This window comes from Desulfocastanea catecholica, from assembly GCF_054657295.1.
Genome location: NZ_BAAHYZ010000011.1, coordinates 72,360 through 88,338, shown reverse-complemented (window position 1 = coordinate 88,338; position 15,979 = coordinate 72,360). Strand labels below are relative to the sequence as shown.

General features: G+C 47.7%; 14 protein-coding genes. 2 read left to right on the top strand and 12 right to left on the bottom strand.

Annotated elements, in window-relative coordinates; genetic code table 11:
• Positions 1–51: 51 nt before the first annotated feature.
• The 5 genes from gdhA to ACYQ8U_RS11780 all read right to left on the bottom strand — a co-directional run bounded on the left by gdhA (position 52) and on the right by ACYQ8U_RS11780 (position 6,321).
• The gene (gene gdhA / locus ACYQ8U_RS11800; protein WP_459945748.1) at positions 52–1,407 is read right to left on the bottom strand and encodes an NADP-specific glutamate dehydrogenase; all 1,356 of its coding nucleotides are present in this window, start codon (positions 1,405–1,407) and stop codon (positions 52–54) included.
• Positions 1,408–1,479: 72 nt separating this feature from the next.
• The gene (locus ACYQ8U_RS11795) at positions 1,480–2,025 is read right to left on the bottom strand and encodes a hypothetical protein (RefSeq protein ID WP_459945747.1); all 546 of its coding nucleotides are present in this window, start codon (positions 2,023–2,025) and stop codon (positions 1,480–1,482) included.
• A gap of 329 nt (positions 2,026–2,354) precedes the next feature.
• Entirely contained in the window at positions 2,355–3,815 is a 1,461-nt protein-coding gene (locus ACYQ8U_RS11790) for a sigma-54-dependent transcriptional regulator (RefSeq protein WP_459945746.1), read from the bottom strand.
• Positions 3,790–5,778: an ATP-binding protein gene (locus ACYQ8U_RS11785; protein ID WP_459945745.1), complete on the bottom strand. Its 1,989-nt coding sequence runs from the start codon at positions 5,776–5,778 to the stop codon at positions 3,790–3,792. The genes ACYQ8U_RS11790 and ACYQ8U_RS11785 overlap by 26 nt, the downstream gene beginning before the upstream one ends.
• A 72-nt stretch (positions 5,779–5,850) precedes the next feature.
• The gene (locus ACYQ8U_RS11780) at positions 5,851–6,321 is read right to left on the bottom strand and encodes a PilZ domain-containing protein (protein ID WP_459945744.1); all 471 of its coding nucleotides are present in this window, start codon (positions 6,319–6,321) and stop codon (positions 5,851–5,853) included.
• Positions 6,322–6,659: 338 nt separating this feature from the next.
• Between ACYQ8U_RS11780 and ACYQ8U_RS11775 the strand changes: the two genes are divergently transcribed.
• Together ACYQ8U_RS11775 and ACYQ8U_RS11770 are read left to right on the top strand one after the other, a co-directional pair.
• The gene (locus ACYQ8U_RS11775; protein WP_459945743.1) at positions 6,660–8,150 is read left to right on the top strand and encodes a methylenetetrahydrofolate reductase C-terminal domain-containing protein; all 1,491 of its coding nucleotides are present in this window, start codon (positions 6,660–6,662) and stop codon (positions 8,148–8,150) included.
• 75 nt (positions 8,151–8,225) lie between these two features.
• Complete coding sequence (locus ACYQ8U_RS11770) at positions 8,226–9,206, top strand: endonuclease/exonuclease/phosphatase family protein (RefSeq protein ID WP_459945742.1); 981 nt, start codon at positions 8,226–8,228, stop codon at positions 9,204–9,206.
• 96 nt (positions 9,207–9,302) lie between these two features.
• Here the strand turns inward: ACYQ8U_RS11770 and ACYQ8U_RS11765 are convergent, their stop codons facing one another.
• The 7 genes from ACYQ8U_RS11765 to ACYQ8U_RS11735 form a co-directional block, all read right to left on the bottom strand.
• Positions 9,303–9,614, bottom strand: coding sequence for a nucleotidyltransferase domain-containing protein (locus ACYQ8U_RS11765; RefSeq protein WP_459945741.1), 312 nt, complete (start codon positions 9,612–9,614; stop codon positions 9,303–9,305).
• 1 nt (position 9,615) lies between these two features.
• The gene (locus tag ACYQ8U_RS11760; protein WP_459945740.1) at positions 9,616–10,050 is read right to left on the bottom strand and encodes a nucleotidyltransferase substrate binding protein; all 435 of its coding nucleotides are present in this window, start codon (positions 10,048–10,050) and stop codon (positions 9,616–9,618) included.
• A gap of 668 nt (positions 10,051–10,718) precedes the next feature.
• Complete coding sequence (locus ACYQ8U_RS11755) at positions 10,719–12,005, bottom strand: DNA-processing protein DprA (RefSeq protein WP_459945739.1); 1,287 nt, start codon at positions 12,003–12,005, stop codon at positions 10,719–10,721.
• 3 nt (positions 12,006–12,008) lie between these two features.
• Positions 12,009–13,415, bottom strand: a complete 1,407-nt coding sequence (locus ACYQ8U_RS11750; RefSeq protein WP_459945738.1) for a helicase-related protein — start codon at positions 13,413–13,415, stop codon at positions 12,009–12,011.
• Positions 13,416–13,602: 187 nt separating this feature from the next.
• A complete protein-coding gene (locus ACYQ8U_RS11745) occupies positions 13,603–14,196 on the bottom strand; it encodes a DEAD/DEAH box helicase (protein WP_459945737.1) in 594 nt (197 codons plus the stop codon).
• Positions 14,197–14,461: 265 nt separating this feature from the next.
• On the bottom strand, positions 14,462–15,652 hold the full coding sequence (locus tag ACYQ8U_RS11740; RefSeq protein ID WP_459945736.1) for an ImmA/IrrE family metallo-endopeptidase: 1,191 nt from the start codon (positions 15,650–15,652) through the stop codon (positions 14,462–14,464).
• Complete coding sequence (locus tag ACYQ8U_RS11735; RefSeq protein WP_459945735.1) at positions 15,652–15,945, bottom strand: type II toxin-antitoxin system HigB family toxin; 294 nt, start codon at positions 15,943–15,945, stop codon at positions 15,652–15,654. The genes ACYQ8U_RS11740 and ACYQ8U_RS11735 overlap by 1 nt, the downstream gene beginning before the upstream one ends.
• Between the last annotated feature and the right edge of the window lie 34 nt (positions 15,946–15,979).

Genomic DNA, 15,979 nt, shown 5'->3' with positions numbered 1-15,979 from the left:
AGCCCCTTTACCACCTCGACCGAAAGGAGTTCACTCCGTCAGACGCACGTGCTAAACCACCCCATAGGCCAGCATGGCTTTGGCCACCTTGGTGAACCCGGCGATATTGGCACCCATGACATAATCGCCTTCCTTGCCATAGGCTGCCGCCGCATCAAGGCAGGATTTATGGATGCTCTTCATGATGATCAGCAGCCGGGCATCAACCTCTTCCCTTGTCCAGGAAAGCTTGAGGCTGTTCTGGCTCATTTCCAGACCCGAGGTGGTGACACCGCCTGCATTGGCGGCTTTTCCCGGGCCATAGAGGAGGTTATACTCCCGGAAGATCCTGACAGCCTCCGGCGTTGACGGCATGTTCGCCCCCTCGGCCACGCAGATGCAGCCGTTGTCCACCAAAGCCTGGGCGTTTTGCCTATCGAGTTCATTCTGGGTTGCGCAAGGCAAGGCGATATCGACTTTGATACCCTGTTCCCGGATCACATCCCAGACATTCTTCCCTTCGACGCAGATTACTTTATATTTGCCGGCATATTCACTGATCCTGCCGCGCTGGATATTTTTCAGTTCCATCAAGTAGCGGCATTTTTCTTGATCGATGCCCTGTTCGTCGATAATAGTCGAGCTCGAATCGCACACCGAGATCACCCGGCCGCCCATCTGATTGACTTTTTCAATGGCGTACTGAGCCACGTTGCCCGAGCCACTCACCGCCACCACCTTGTCTTTTAAATCAAGTCCGCGGGTTGCCAGCATTTCAGCGGCGAAATAAACCGTTCCGTACCCGGTGGACTCGGGACGGATGAGGCTGCCGCCGTATTCGAGACTCTTGCCGGTCAACACCCCGGTATGTTCATTGTTGATCTTCTTGTAGTAGCCGAACATATAGCCGATTTCCCGGCCGCCAACACCGATGTCACCGGCGGGGACATCCGTTTCCGGACCTATATGACGGTACAGCTCGCGCATGAAGGCCTGACAGAACCGCATGATTTCCCCGTCGGATTTTCCCTTGGGATCAAAATCGGACCCGCCTTTGCCGCCACCCATGGGCAACGTGGTCAGTGCGTTTTTAAATATCTGCTCGAAGCCCAGAAATTTGATAATGGACAGATTGACCGACGCGTGAAAGCGGATACCTCCTTTAAACGGGCCGATAGCATTGTTGAATTGGACCCGGAAACCCCGGTTGACTGCGACCTCTCCTTTGTCATTGACCCATGGAACACGAAAAATAACGGTTCGTTCCGGTTCGACGATTCTCTCGTAGATATTGGCGTTGACGAACTCCGGATGCCGCGCCGTCGTCGGTTCCAAAGTTTCCAACACCTCGGTCACCGCCTGGTGAAACTCATGTTGCTCAGGATCCTGTTGTTTGACCTTGTCGATGACCTGCTCAATAACTGACATGCATGCGCCTCCTTGTCACCATTCTCATGGTAAGTTGTGGTTATTCCTATATGATATGGATTATGCCGATGGTTAACGGCAGGATCTTCCCGGGCTGGTTTTTCGGTAATAGTGAAAATCCTCGACCCCTACTCCATCCTTGCCGCAAAATTCCGCTACGAGTTCTTCCACGCTGTCAAAACCGGCACCAAACAACGGCAGCTTGGAAAAGTACGGCCGTACCGCCGCGTTATCCACAAGTACCGCAAAATGAACCGGAAACAGCGGGTCGCCAATCACCAGAAGATACCGATCTCTGGATTCGGAAATTCGATAATCATTTTCAATGTCGTCGTAATCTACGGGCGAATACTCTTCCCGCAGAATCTCCGCTGCTTCAAAAACCAACACGTCATGAAAGGACATGAAATCAGAACAATCGAAATAACCGAGAGCATAGAGGGCGACACTGAAACTGGAAACCTGTTCATAGAGCGGATGGTTCCGGTCGCAGAGCATCAAGATCTCATTGATCCTTTCGTTAACCAGGATCCCGTCATGATCCAATTGCCCCACTCTCGACTGCATTGGTGTTACTGCTTCGGTTTCGTCCATTTCATATTTGTAGTTTTTGTGCATGAGAAGGTTTCCTTTTGTTGAATCAACCCGGTAAATATGACCACATGATCCTCGACCGGAACCGTTGTAAGCAAAGGCCGTGCCAATTAATCGCGGCCCAATGAGTTAAAGCAATTAGCTGAAACAAAAGCGAATAATTGGATTAGAGACGAAAAAAGAGATCGCCCGGGTGCGGTGTCGAAGGAGGCTGTTAACCACCTCCGGCACACCCTGAAGATGTCGTCGACCGGAAAATGCTGTTCCGGCTGCTTTACAGAAGGATGGCAGGGCTGTATAGAATCTGCACAGGGCACCGCGTGTTGTGCAGAAGATGAACAGGTGGGAAGCTGTTAGCCCTTGAAGGGCTCTGCCGCTTTCGGCGCCTGCAGCTTTTTTAAACGATGACGCAGGGTGTTTCTACTCACCCCGAGCAGTCTGGCCGCCTGAACCTGATTGTCACCGCATTGGCGCAATGCAGCATCAAGAAGAACGTTTTCCACCATTTCGATGATGTCGGTGTGGACATCTGGTACATCCAGGCGGAGCAGGTCGGCAACAATCAGTTCCAGTTCGTTCCGCAGCCGTTCCAGGAGATGGTCCCTGCCACGTATGTGGAGAGTTTCATCATCCGTTACCGGGATCGGCAGATCTTTCTCGTCTATGACGGTTCCCGCAGACAGCAGCACCGCCCGGCGCAGCCAATTTTCCAGTTCGCGGACATTGCCCGGCCACGAATAGGCAGTGAGTTTCTGCATCGTGCCCTCTTTGAGAAAGCACTGCTCCCGTCTATATTCGCAACAAAACCGTTCCAGAAAATATCCAACCAGGGCGGGGAGGTCCTCCGTCCGTTCGCGCAACGGAGGAATATGCAAAGAAATGACCTTGAGCCGCCAGTACAGGTCTTCCCGGAATCTGCCTTCCTCCACTTCTTTTTCAATATCCTTGTTGGTGGCTGCCAGAATTCGAACATCCACCGGAATAACCCGGTTGCCGCCGACCCGCTCGATTTCTTTTTCTTGAATCACTCGCAATATTTTCGCCTGTAAAGGCATCGACAATTCGGTGATCTCGTCGAGAAACAGGGTTCCCTGGTCACAACGTTCGATCTTGCCTATCACGGTGCGATCCGCTCCGGTGAAAGCCCCCCTTTCGTGTCCGAAGAGTTCACTCTCGAAAAGCGTCTCCGGAATGGCGGCACAGTTGATGGCGATGAACGGCTTATCCTTTCGTCTGCTGTGATGATAAATGGCCCTGGCCGCCAGTTCTTTTCCCGTACCACTTTCGCCGGTAATGAACACAGCGACGTTATTTTCCGCAACCTGGCCGATGAGTTTGTAAATTTCTTGCATCTTGCGGCTATTGCCGATGATCTGTGACGAGCGCTGCGGTGCTGCCAACGTCGAATGATCCAGGGCGGAAGACGGAAAACCGACCACATCCTTCATCTGGCGATTGACAGTGAGGGCTTCTCCGACAACCCGGGTGAGATCGTTTTGATCGAACGGCTTTACCAGGTAGTCATAGGCGCCGCGTTTCATGGCTTCTATGGCCAGGTCCATAGTGCCGTAGGCGGTCATCAGGATCACCGGGGTCTTGCTGTCGATCTTCTTGATTTCAACCAAGGCATCCAATCCGTTGATATCCGGCATCTTATAATCGAGCATGACCAGGTCGAACGTCTCCTCCGCGATGACATCGAGAGCGGTCCTGGCGTTCTTACAGGCGGTGACGGCAAAGCCTTTCCGAATAAAAAAGCGGCTCAAAAAATGAAGCAGACCCTCGTCGTCATCGATCACTACTATCTTTTCCATACCTTTCGCTCAAAGTGGCATCTGCCGCCACCGGCAGAAAAATTGAGAATACGGTCCCTTGGCCGAGGTTGCTGGTTACCCGGACCACCCCGCCATGGTTACGAATGGTGGTGAGCACCAATGGCAGCCCCAGACCGGTTCCAGTGGTCTTGGTGGTAAAAAACGGCTCAAAGATCTTGGTCATGTCATCGTCGGTGATACCATGACCGGTATCGGCGATGTCAATCCGAACAGAGGAAATCTCCCGATCGTCAACAACACATTTATCCTGCTTGGCCGATACGGACAAGATACCCTGCTCAGGCAGGGCATCCAGGGCATTGACAAGCACGTTGATCAACGCTTCGGCTAACAACTTTCGGTCTCCGATTACGGTGGGAAGCCGATCGTCGACCGAGACGTTGAGAACGCATTTCTGTCGATTGATCTGCGGCCGTACCATGCTCAACAGGTTGACCAGAAAACTCTTCATTTCGATATCGGAAAAGACCAGATCCTGCGGTTTGGCAAAATCGAGAAAGCGATTGATGGTGCCCTCAATACGACCGATCTGGTTCATGGCGATGGTAAAATCTTCCTCGAACTCGGCAGATATGCTGATTTCCTCTTGAACGGATTCCAAAAAGAGCTTGATGGACGTCAACGGGGTCCTGATTTCATGGGCAACAGCCGCTCCCATCCGGCCCATGGCAGCAAACTTTTCCGATCGTTCGGCCATCAACTGGGTTTTTTGCAGAATCAAATCGGTCTCTTTCAGCTCCGCCTCCTGCTGCCCGACCTTCTCTTCCAACTGGAGATGCCGCTCTCGCAGTCGCCTGGCCATATCGGTAACAGAATCTAAAAGGGTGCCGATTTCGTCATTGCGCTCGCTTTTCTCAAGTGCCTCGTCAAATTGGCTATCGGCGACTCGCGCCGCATAGAGGCTCAGCTTTCTAATGGGGGCGATGATATGTGAACTGATCATCGACGTGAGCAGCAAGGCGCTGACGACACACAGCAAGACGGCAAGCCAGAGGAGTCCCTTGAGCTTGTCAGCGGCGGCAAAGGCCTCGGCCCGATCCTGCTCGACCACGATATACCAGTTCGTATCACCGACCCGGAGCGAAGTACCCAGTACTTCGATGCCGCGATAATCAAGGTAGGCACCGGTAGGCTCGATTTTTTCAAAAATATTGCGAAAGCTCTCGGACTGGGAGATGTTTTCCGTCAGAATCCGCTGGGGCTCCTTGTGCGCCAGGAATCGGCCTTCCCGGTCGACGAGATAACACTCCCCGGTAACGCCGAGAGATACCTTGAGGATGGAATGAATGATTTTATCGGTACCCACCCGCCCATAAACCATGCCGGCAGAAACGTCGGCCGGGCCTGGAACAGGTACACCAATGAGAAAAGATGACTCCGCTTCATCGCCGGCATAGGTGATGTCGGAAACATACAAATTCTCGCGTACCTGGTACCTGGAATCCCTGCTCCGCGTCATATCCGCCGAGTTGGCGGGGCTTGCGGCAATGATGTCACCTGTCGCGGAAACCACCACCAGCTCTCGATAGACATCGAACTTTTTCCTGATCAGATCCAGATAAGGGATAATCTGGCTAGCGTCCATGGTCCCCACCAGGGACGTTTCAGCCACCATCGACATATCGGCTCTGCGCTCCTCAAGCCAGCCGGTCAGAAGCGATACTTTGTCTTCAGCCACATTTTCCAGTTGGCGCACGACCATCTTGATAAGCAGCTGTTCGGAATAGACATGGGAAACATAGCCGATGATCAACAGGGGGACGAGGGTGAGAGCCAGAAAGAGCAGAGACACCTTGGCTCGAAGCGAGCTGTACCACCTTTTGCCACAACCATTCCCTTTACGATACCGGCCTTCCATGGCTGCTTTCCCGGTTGACGAGCGAGAGAGTTCCGGCTCGACGACGAGCGGATCCACGTTTGAATCGTGCTGCTGGATATTCATCCGCCTCCCTGGTTTATCGAGCACAATTTTCTTTTTTAGGGTGCTATGGCTGGTGCCCTGATATAGATGGATTCAAAAACGCAGATAAAATGCCAGGGCTCTATCAGAATCGCCCCTGGCCATAAATTCACAGCCAACGACATTATCGTGAGAATAACGAACCACAGCCCGTTTTTTTACCTGGCTCAGTTGTTTATCGTCTAGTTGAAAATCCAGGTCGATAATGCCGCCTGGATACAGTCGATTCAGGCCAACGACACGACATTGTAAGCCGCCTGCAGATATATTCGTGATCTGTGTGAGACCTTTGCATTTATCATACTGGCGGAATGTCCTGTATGTTCCGGACAGGCTGACAGACTTACGGTAGTGGCTGCGATAATTAAGTTGAACACTGAAAACTGTTTTGCAACTGCAGCGTGCCTTCAGGACACGTTTTTTATGTTTAAGGGTGGCAACCGATATCCTTTTTTGGTTGCTGCAGACAGGGCAGGTGATGGCAGTGGTTCCGTCACTATTAACATGAGTTGTAATCGATTGCATAGGGGACAGGTCATTAATAGTCTGAAAAACTAAGCTTTCAGTTCAGCGCCAGGGACAGTCTGTGGTTTTCCGAATTCCAAGATGTCCAACATCTACCCCAGAGCCATCAACAAATCAATATTTATTGCAAAATGCTATGGAAGATCAAGGTGTTGAGAAACACAACATATGACCATTTAAGAATCGATTGGTAGATTTCTGAGTCTCTTGGTAATTGATTTGCAGCTGATGTTTACACTCTGCCCAAAAAAGGGCAAATTGATCTAGATCAATGTTTTATTCAATGAGATTCGTTAATGTTCCAGACAACAATATAACCTTGAATCAGGAGAATGTGCATGCTTCGTGTTTTCAGTGAACAATTGATGAACCCGGAAAACTTTGTGGTTACCATCGAGCTGGTGCCGGGACGAGAATCCTTTGGTGCCAGTACCGATACCCTGGTGGGCATCGCCAAAGATGCCTTTGCCGACGGCAGGGTTGCTGCCGTATCCATCACCGACAACCCCGGCGGCAACCCTTCGTTGTCCCCGGATGTTCTGGGACATGAAATTTTCAAGCATGGGCTGGATGTGATCGTTCATTTCACCTGCCGGGACATGAACCGGGTCGGCATGGAAAGCCGTGCCCTGCAGCTGGCCCGTATGGGCATGAAGAACATTTTATGTCTGACCGGGGACTATAGCGGCAAGGGCTTTGGCGGGCGAGGCACCCCGGTGTTTGACCTGGACTCTGTGCTGTTGACCAGCATGATGAAGGGATTGAACGACCGCATGATGGCTTCTGGCGATCCAGAACCATTTTTTACCGGATGCGGAGTTTCTCCTTTTAAAACATTGAAATCGGAATGCCTGGCACAATATAAAAAACTGGACAAGAAAATTGATGCGGGTTCTGCTTTTGTCATTACCCAGCTTGGCTATGATATCAACAAATTTAATGAACTGATCCGATACCATAATGAAAAAAATGCATCAATACCAGTTATAGCTTCGGTATATCTGCTCAGCCCAAAGGCAGCCCGAGCCATGAACCGGGGCAGGGTTCCTGGCGCCTATGTGTCTGACGCCCTGTATGAAACAGTAGTGCGGGAGTGGAAAACGCCGAGGGAAGGCCTCAATGCAGCCATTGAACGAGCGGCCCGTCTGGGGGTTATTCTTAAGGCATTCGGCTACCGGGGAATTCACATTGGCGGCATACATCGGAATTTCAAGACCATTGGTCGTATCCTGGACCGCATGAAAGAAATTGAAGAAACCTGGCCCAATTATTTGAATGAGTTTTCCAGCAAGGAAAAAAGCGCCTATTATGTTTACGATCAGGTCATCAAAAATGAAACCGTTCCTGCTTCAAAGCCCGGCTTGAGGAAGATGTTGCTGGAGTACTGGCCGTATAAAATGCTTTCTTTTGCCCACAGTCTATTTTTTGATAAAACAGTCCGCATGGCACCAGTTTACCAAAAATTTGCTGCCTATTTAGATTCCCACAATAAATCATGGATATTAAAACACGGCCTGGAAGACCCCATCAAAATTCCCCTCCTGTCCTGCCAAAGCTGCGGAGATTGTGGCATCCAGCATGCCGGCTTCCTGTGTCCGGAATCCGGGTGCCCCAAGCATACGCGCAACGGACCATGTGGCGGCAGCCGGGATGGTGCCTGTGAGGTGTATCCGGAGAAAGACTGCATATGGATAAGAACATATAACCGTCTGGAACATGCAGGTAAACTGCCCACTTTTCTAGAAGACAAGGTGCCCCCCAGAAACTGGGAGTTGAACAAGACCTCTTCCTGGATCAATTTTCACCTGAACCGCGACCATCAGAAATGAAGGAATACTTCTACATTTCTAGTACCTACTTTTAAAAAGTTCTGTCCGTTTCTTTTCTAATAAAAGAGGTTCGGTATGGAAACAATATTCGATGCTCCTCCGCATTCCGTTCAAGAAGATCTTGATGCCCTCAAGACGGCCTTAGATGTACAAATCCCCCGGAAAAATCCAACAAACCTCCTTATTGCAACATGGAACATCCGCAAATTTGGCGACCTGACGAGAAAATGGTTACCCACAGGTAATTATTCCCCGAAGAGAGATCTCCGGGCCTTACGAACCATTATTGATACCCTGTATCGATTTGATGTTATTGCTCTCCAGGAAGTAACCGGGAAATTACGGGCGCTCAGAGATACAATAAACTATCTGGGTACCAACTGGTCTTTCCTTATGACAGATGTCACTGCCGGCAAAGCTGGAAATGGCGAACGATTAGCGTATATTTTTGATAACACCAGGGTTCAACCCTCAGGGCTTGCCGGTGAAGTAGTAATTCCACCAGAATGGATAGATGGAACAGAGCCGGATGTAGTTATGCGCCGGCAGTTTGTTCGAACGCCCTATGCTGTTAGTTTCAAGGCAGGTGGAGAAACCTTCATACTCTTGACGGCACATATCGACTATGGCAAGAGTGATGAGCGGATACCCGAGCTTAAAGCAATTGCCAAGTGGATGTACGACTGGGCGAAACGTACAAACAGGTATCATCACAATTTTCTCGTCCTGGGAGATTTCAATATTGACCGTCATAATGATGAGCTGTGGAAAGCATTTACCTCTACTAATTTGTATGTTCCCGATGACCTTCATAAAGTAAAAAGATCAATATTTATCAAGGAAGGAGAGGATCCTAAGTTAGGAAAATTTTATGATCAAATTGCATGGTTCAATTCAGGTTCCGGCAAGTCACAGTTGACAATGGACTATATTTGTGGGGGAGGCTTTGATTTTGTTCCTTATTCTTATGTTGATCTGAATTTATCAAAGGAATCGATTTCATACAGAATATCGGATCATTATCCATTATGGGTAGAATTTAGGAGAAAACCTTGAGCATGAGATTCCTGGAAGGGAATTCTCTCTAGAAAGATAGACCTGAAGAACTTTGGTGGATGTAAGCCGGTGCCCGCGTAGAAGAAAATCCTCTTCTCATTCCTCTTTTTTCTTATAAAAAACCAACCCGACTCGTTCTATGTGCTCAAGCAAATCGGCATTGGAAATTTGGTGGAATATCGAAATGTCGAAGGTATAAGGCAGAAGCAGATCATCAAGGGCGAGACTGATTTTATTTACGATCTTTAAGTTGATTTTTTTTCCTTTCAAAGTCAGGTCAATATCAGATCCTGGTTTATAGTTCCCTTGAGCACGGGAGCCGTAAAGAATGGCTTCCTCTACTTCACTGAACCGGGAAAAAACCCCGTTGATTTTATCTACGGTTTCTTTGTTTAAGCCGTATAGCATATTATTTCTTATTAAAGGCAGATTGACTTGAACCGGAACGTAAATTTTCCAATTTTGCTTTGAGTTGTAGAAAAAGGCGAAAATATACCTTAAAGACCGCCTGGCATATTTCTTCGGCTACTTCTTCATTGTAAGTGTTTGAAGTCCTATTCCTGCTTGCAAGCATATCCATCCAGCCTTCGCCGTCTTCTATTATGCCTAACTCAAAAGCTTTCCGGGTAGCATCTCGTGAGCCGTAAATATCTGCCTGGCCTTGAAATTCAAGAAAGTCTTTTATGGTGTTCCAGGCAAGCTCATAGGTATATTCGAAGGCCTTAACAAGCCCTTGTTTCTCCAGTTCCGATAAATCACCTTTATCAATAAATTTCTGCAATTGAGCCAGGGCCTTTTGGTAATTTGAAAAGCGTTGCTCCCAGCGAATATCATTTTTTGCCATTAAACTCGTTCTCCGGTGAGATTAAGGATTTGTGAAAATATGCTAAGGTGGCATTTAAAAATCAATGCCAAAACATCAACGCTGATTGGCAATAGTTGATGGGCATCAGCCAAGCTCCCATCATGACAGGATACCAGTTGATTGGTAGCCCCTTCAGGCAGCAGTTTTAGTCAAATATCCATCAATCAAGCAAGAGCTTTTATTGTGTTTAAAACTTGGTATCCGCACGATCATTTTGCAAATCCTCAGCAATCTCCCGGAACTGCTCCAGATCTGCTTCAAGGTCTTCGACTATCTCAGCGGCGGAGGTCGGAATCGAACTGTGATCTTAACTTATTTAATTTACAAAACATTTACATTGACAAAATCCACACATACCCCCAATAATACCCCCAATAATACCCCAAAAACTGAGCACTTAGCAACATATCAACCTTAAGAAAATGCTCATCATCTTTCAGACCCAATACCACTTGCAGCTGCTGCCGAGTTATAGTTCTTGATATGACATTTAACAGCCGAACTTCCGGGGCGACTTCCGGGGTGACTTCCGGGGTCTAGTCCCTCATCTTCAAAATACAGTACCGGTTCACTGGCATGAATGCATACAGCGGTACAGGATATTCCAGATCTACAAACACAGTTACCGTTTCTTTTTTTAGAGCGCATCATGGCCGTTTTTCTGAACGAAGCCTCTGATATCTAACTGGACGTGAAAGCTTAACAACCTTCTTTTCATCAAGAGCTTTCTTGAGCCATATATTGAGCTGTGGTTTAACCACATCCAAAGCCTGTGACAGCTCATCAACAGTTGAGGGAGATTGAAGTTTATCTAAAATTACAGGCAGCACGGTTTCATATACGGTAGATCCAGGGTTGTTTTCAGATAAGTCTTCGGCATCGTTGGGTTGCAAAATTGCTTTAGCACTTTCTGTACTTTCAGCTTCTTCAATTGACGTTTTTTGTTTCTCTTGGAACTCAAAAAGACTCAAGTTTTTCGGGGTTTTCTTTTGCCGGCTTTTGACAGACAACTCACTGAGTTGTTCCTTAAGGTTGTTCTGGTCACTCTTCTCTGGCCACGCAACTGCGCCCAATTCCAAGAGTTTTTTATTCCCGAGCGGAACGCCGTCTTCAATTCTAACAAAAACGGGAAGAGAACATTCTCTTTTCAGTTCTTCATCTGCTCCCGCCCAGGTTCCACCCTTCTTATGTTCAGCACTAACCACCAGCCCATAGTCAGCCAGGGCATAAATCAGCTTATTCCGTCCCATGGCTGTCCCCACCGTAAATCTGGCATTGGGGTGGCAATGTGAGATAAGGAGCAAACGTCCTTCAGAAATTGCTTTACGCGCATTACGTTCCAGGCTCTTTTTCAAAAGATTGTCAGCAAGGACACCGATGGAAACCCCACCAGCCTCAAGAGCCGCAGTCATTGCAAACTGATCTACCCCACGAGCACCACCTGAGACAACTAGCATTCTATTTGACGCACATAATTCACCAACCCGTCGTGTAAAAAGTTCACCTGCTTCATCAACATTCCGGGATCCTATAATTGCCAGACCGCCACCAACCAAAAGCGCACGATCACCAACCCCAAAAAGCAATGGAGGGGCCGCTTTACCTAAGTGTTTTTTGTAACGCACCGGGTAATCTTCATCACTTCGACTAATGATCCAAATGCCATTTCGCTGCCATTCTTCAACAGCAAAACCTAGCTGAACTCCACGCCCAAGCAGGGTTTCCAACCTTTGCTGGAATATTCCGGAACCTTTTGCCGCTGGTTCAATATTCTCTTTGAGTAGTAAATCTTTGGGTCGCATGCCAGAACTCATCAACCAATCAACAAGCTTATTGTAGTCGCCCTGTGACAATGGTTTTGCAGGGCTGTCTTTCCCAAAGAATCCGCAAAGTAAGATAATTGCTTTTGTGTCATCTGTTAGATAGTTACTCATAAATCAGTCCATACGAGATGAATTTAGGGCAAGAGCTAGAGGGTAAACAGCCGTACAACCAATTTGTCGCAATAGGGCAGCTGCAACTGTAAAAGTCCACCCTGAATCAACCATATCATCAATGAGCAAGCATGGTGGATAAGTGCCAGGGTCCAGATTAACCTTAAAAACACCATCTAAATTTCTTGCTTGCTTAAAACTATTTTCCATTGTTTTCTGCTGTTGATTATTTTGTACCTTTTCAATGCAATCAACGAATTGTAACCCTAATGCATCAGCTAAACGTTTGGCGAAATTTGGTACTAAATTAGGGTGATTATTGGATGGTATACATGTTACCCATCCTGGGGCTTGCTCAGTATCCCAGACTCCCACCATTTCAACACAAGCAGCAACAAGTTCATCGGAAAAATGGTCATCCTCATACTTCCCTTTATAAACTAATTCACCCCAACCTGCATCACGCCAGAGACTTAATGCACGACCTTCAGATGCTATTAAATTATCTCGTATAAAGCCTGAAAAGCTGTAGGTAGGTAACGGATTATGGGGTGGCCATTTCTTCTTTGCTTTAATGGGCTGGTAACTCCGGCGTAAAAAGAGACCTGCTTTATTGGCCAGGTCTTCATCATAGCTTTCATCGAGCAGCGATTCTGGAGCACAGTTTTGGCATTTCCCGCAATTTTCAGGTTCCGGATCATCCAATGAATCTTGCAGAAAAGCCATCAAGCAGCCAGTGTTCTGCATATAATTACGCATTTCTTGTTGCTCATGGCGACGAATATCGCTTATTGCATCTATATGGTCTTGGTCAATTCTATACGTTGATGCTGTGGCAGTCACATTCCACTTTGACCCAACTTTGACAATAGGTGCAGGTGACTCGGCAGCAAGATAGTTTATGGTGCTCTCAATTTGGTTATGCCGAAGATTCAAGACCCCTTCCATAGAAGGTACAGACAGACCAGTATCTGCTTCGTCGAGCACTCTGATTACCTCTGAAATATTCCTTTGTGGAGGAAAAGCACTACGAATAAAGAAGTCCGCAATTCGATCATCTTCAGTTCCACTCAGTAAAACTCCGTATGCCTCGTCAACAGCTCGACCTGCGCGACCAACTTGTTGATAATAGTGAACAACAGAACTAGGTCTCTGAAAATGGATAACAAATCCTAAGTCGGGTTTATCAAAACCCATCCCTAGTGCAACTGTTGCAACCAGCACTTTAACATCATTGTTAAGTAACTCTCTTTCAAGCTCTTCCCTTTCCGCTACACCTGAATAATAAGCTTTAGCACTTATACCCACCACCTGAAGCCACTCGGTCACTCTATCTGCGTCCCTTTTCGTCAGAGTATAAACGATGCCGCTACCAGGTATTTGAGGAATAGTTCGGGCAAGCCAGGCCAATCTCGCAGCAGGGCTCGGCATTAAAATATTTTGAAGCCTAAGGCTTTGTCGGACAAGTGAACCTCTGATGAGTTCTATATCATCACCTATAGTCCGTAGCGTATGAATTGATACCCTGCCATTTCTTTTAACCTCGATATATTAACGAGTTAACAGGGCAAAATGGTCTCAACTCACTTGCGACGCACTATAATTGTGTTTTAACATCATTCACAACCCGATCATTAGCTGTCGCTGTGGTAGCAAGAACTGGGATATTGGGAGGTAATGCTTGGAGTACTCGGACAATTTGTCTGTATTTTGGCCTAAAATCATGTCCCCAGTCTGAAATACAATGAGCCTCATCTACAACAAACAATCCTATCTTGTCAGCGATACTAGATAAAATATCTCGTCGGAAATCATCATTTCCCAATTTTTCGGGTGAAATAATCAATACATCAACTTGATTGCCTTCCAGCTCAGTTTGTATCGCATCCCATTCCTCATTGTTGGTGCTGTTTATTGTTTTTGCTCGAACTCCAATTCGAGCAGCTGCCTCAATCTGGTTGCGCATTAATGATAAAAGTGGGGAAATGAGTAAGGTTGGCCCCGCACCCTGCTCACGCAAAAGCTTGGTCGCCAGAAAATAGACCATACTCTTCCCCCATCCAGTGCGTTGAACAACCAGAACTCGCTTGAGGTTGAGCAACCGCTTAATGCTTTCCCACTGTCCATCACGAAAAGAAGCTTTTGGATCATTAAGAGAAATCCTCAGGTAACCAGTTGCTTTTTCTTTCAATTTATTCCTCGATATCAAAATATTCTGCCGAGACAATCCGTTGGTGAAGGAGATGATTTCTTGCCTTTGGCGCAGGCGACATAATGAGGGCGTTGTTCAGTGTTGTACTCCTCTGCTATGTCCGCACCATCTATTCTTGCCAGGTTAAACTTTTTTTCAGCGCCAACCTCCAAAAGCCCTCATTTCCAAGTTATAAGTGTCTTCTTAATTCAAAAAAAATATCGGGAGTGTCCAACTTCCTACCTAGACCCAGATGTCTTGGACGTTACAATAATGCCTTCCGCACCTCTCCATTGCCGATGTGTTTCGCAAACTTTTTGTAATTATGCTGCTCCCGTCGGATGCGACCAGCTGGAATTGCCGGGTGAATTCTCAGCGTGTCAGCAAAGGCGATAATAGCTGCTGCTGAACAATTTCCAAGCAAGCCGGATTCGCGCCATTGATCAGCCGGGATGAGCACATCAGATGCCCAGCGATCAGCCTCGCCTTCAATATCATTTTCCGCCTGACTGTCCAGATCGTCATAGAACAGTTCCCAGTCGTCTCGGCCAAGATGTAAAGCGAGATGAGCCAGTTCATGACACAGGGTAAACCAGAAGTTATCTAATCGGTCATAACGAAGTGTCAGGGCAATTACCGGTGCCCCCGTGGTCAGCAACATAACGGCACCATCCAGGTGTGTGCCGGACAGATGTCGCTCAAAAACAACATGGATACCATTTTTCAACAGAAATTCCTTTGCCAGAAGAGGACCGTTGTCAAAATAGCTGAGCTTGACCAAATCACGAGCAAACTCCGGCGTAATGCTGCCGGTTTTATAGACCGGAATATTCTGGCCCATAGCGAGCAGGGATACCCGAATACGCCAAGCGTTAAGAAGATAGGCCTTTGCGTTGTTACGCCCGCGAATATGCTGCCGCATGAGTGCGGGTTGCAGAGCGTTTTTGCCAAGAGGAGCGGCCCATTTACTCAGTAACTCTTCGGCATGCTCTTTTGCTTCCTGTAATGTGCCTGCAAACCGCAGCCATTTGCGTTTAAGCATTTCACCTATCGGAAAGCTCTCCCACTCGAGTCCTTCCGGGATCACCGGAAGCTCCGCTTCAGGCTCCTGCAGCAGCACTTCGGCTGGAATACCGAGACCGTTATGCAGCTTACGAATCATATTCAAACTCAAAGGCCGCTTGCCGGCAAGCACTTCGGAGACTTTGCTTTTGCTGCCGATGAGCTCGACCAGATTTTTTTGTTTAAGTCCCAGCTGCTCCATTCTGAACATAACTGCACTGACCGCATCGGGCAGATCTATAGGATATCTCTGTTGTTCATAGAGTTCCACCAGGGTGACGAGAAGCTCGAATTCGTTGCCTTCAGCGGTATCCGGTACCGCATCCATCAGCTGATCTATCCGGGCAAGAGCCAACTCATATTCTTTTTCAGTTTTTATTATTTTGGGCTGCATCAGATCACCTCCGCATCAATTTGATCGTACTCTTTATGAGTCCCTAAAAAGCGGATGTAAATGGTGGAAAAAGGGTAATTAATCCTTACAATCAGGCGGTATTTGTTGCCGCAGATGTTGAAGACGACCCTGGAATTTTTGAGAATACTGGCGCTTTTGTACTGGGCTTTAATATCTGCGGAAGTCTTCCAGTCTGCCACCTTGGCTTCTGCATACCAAGCCCGCAGTGCTTTTTCCGCATCAGGTTGGATTTCCCAGAATTCCTTTAAGGTCTTTAACTTTATTATTCTCATTGAATAATATATCCAGTTCCCACAAATTGTAAAG

What these genes read in the sequence shown, in the direction of transcription:
- gdhA (WP_459945748.1), bottom strand. Translation starts at nt 1,407, where the DNA reads ATGTCAGTTATTGAGCAGGTCATCGACAAGGTCAAACAACAGGATCCT.
- ACYQ8U_RS11795 (WP_459945747.1), bottom strand. Translation starts at nt 2,025, where the DNA reads ATGCACAAAAACTACAAATATGAAATGGACGAAACCGAAGCAGTAACA.
- ACYQ8U_RS11790 (WP_459945746.1), bottom strand. Translation starts at nt 3,815, where the DNA reads ATGGAAAAGATAGTAGTGATCGATGACGACGAGGGTCTGCTTCATTTT.
- ACYQ8U_RS11785 (WP_459945745.1), bottom strand. Translation starts at nt 5,778, where the DNA reads ATGAATATCCAGCAGCACGATTCAAACGTGGATCCGCTCGTCGTCGAG.
- ACYQ8U_RS11780 (WP_459945744.1), bottom strand. Translation starts at nt 6,321, where the DNA reads ATGCAATCGATTACAACTCATGTTAATAGTGACGGAACCACTGCCATC.
- ACYQ8U_RS11775 (WP_459945743.1), top strand. Translation starts at nt 6,660, where the DNA reads ATGCTTCGTGTTTTCAGTGAACAATTGATGAACCCGGAAAACTTTGTG.
- ACYQ8U_RS11770 (WP_459945742.1), top strand. Translation starts at nt 8,226, where the DNA reads ATGGAAACAATATTCGATGCTCCTCCGCATTCCGTTCAAGAAGATCTT.
- ACYQ8U_RS11765 (WP_459945741.1), bottom strand. Translation starts at nt 9,614, where the DNA reads ATGCTATACGGCTTAAACAAAGAAACCGTAGATAAAATCAACGGGGTT.
- ACYQ8U_RS11760 (WP_459945740.1), bottom strand. Translation starts at nt 10,050, where the DNA reads ATGGCAAAAAATGATATTCGCTGGGAGCAACGCTTTTCAAATTACCAA.
- ACYQ8U_RS11755 (WP_459945739.1), bottom strand. Translation starts at nt 12,005, where the DNA reads ATGAGTAACTATCTAACAGATGACACAAAAGCAATTATCTTACTTTGC.
- ACYQ8U_RS11740 (WP_459945736.1), bottom strand. Translation starts at nt 15,652, where the DNA reads ATGCAGCCCAAAATAATAAAAACTGAAAAAGAATATGAGTTGGCTCTT.
- ACYQ8U_RS11735 (WP_459945735.1), bottom strand. Translation starts at nt 15,945, where the DNA reads ATGAGAATAATAAAGTTAAAGACCTTAAAGGAATTCTGGGAAATCCAA.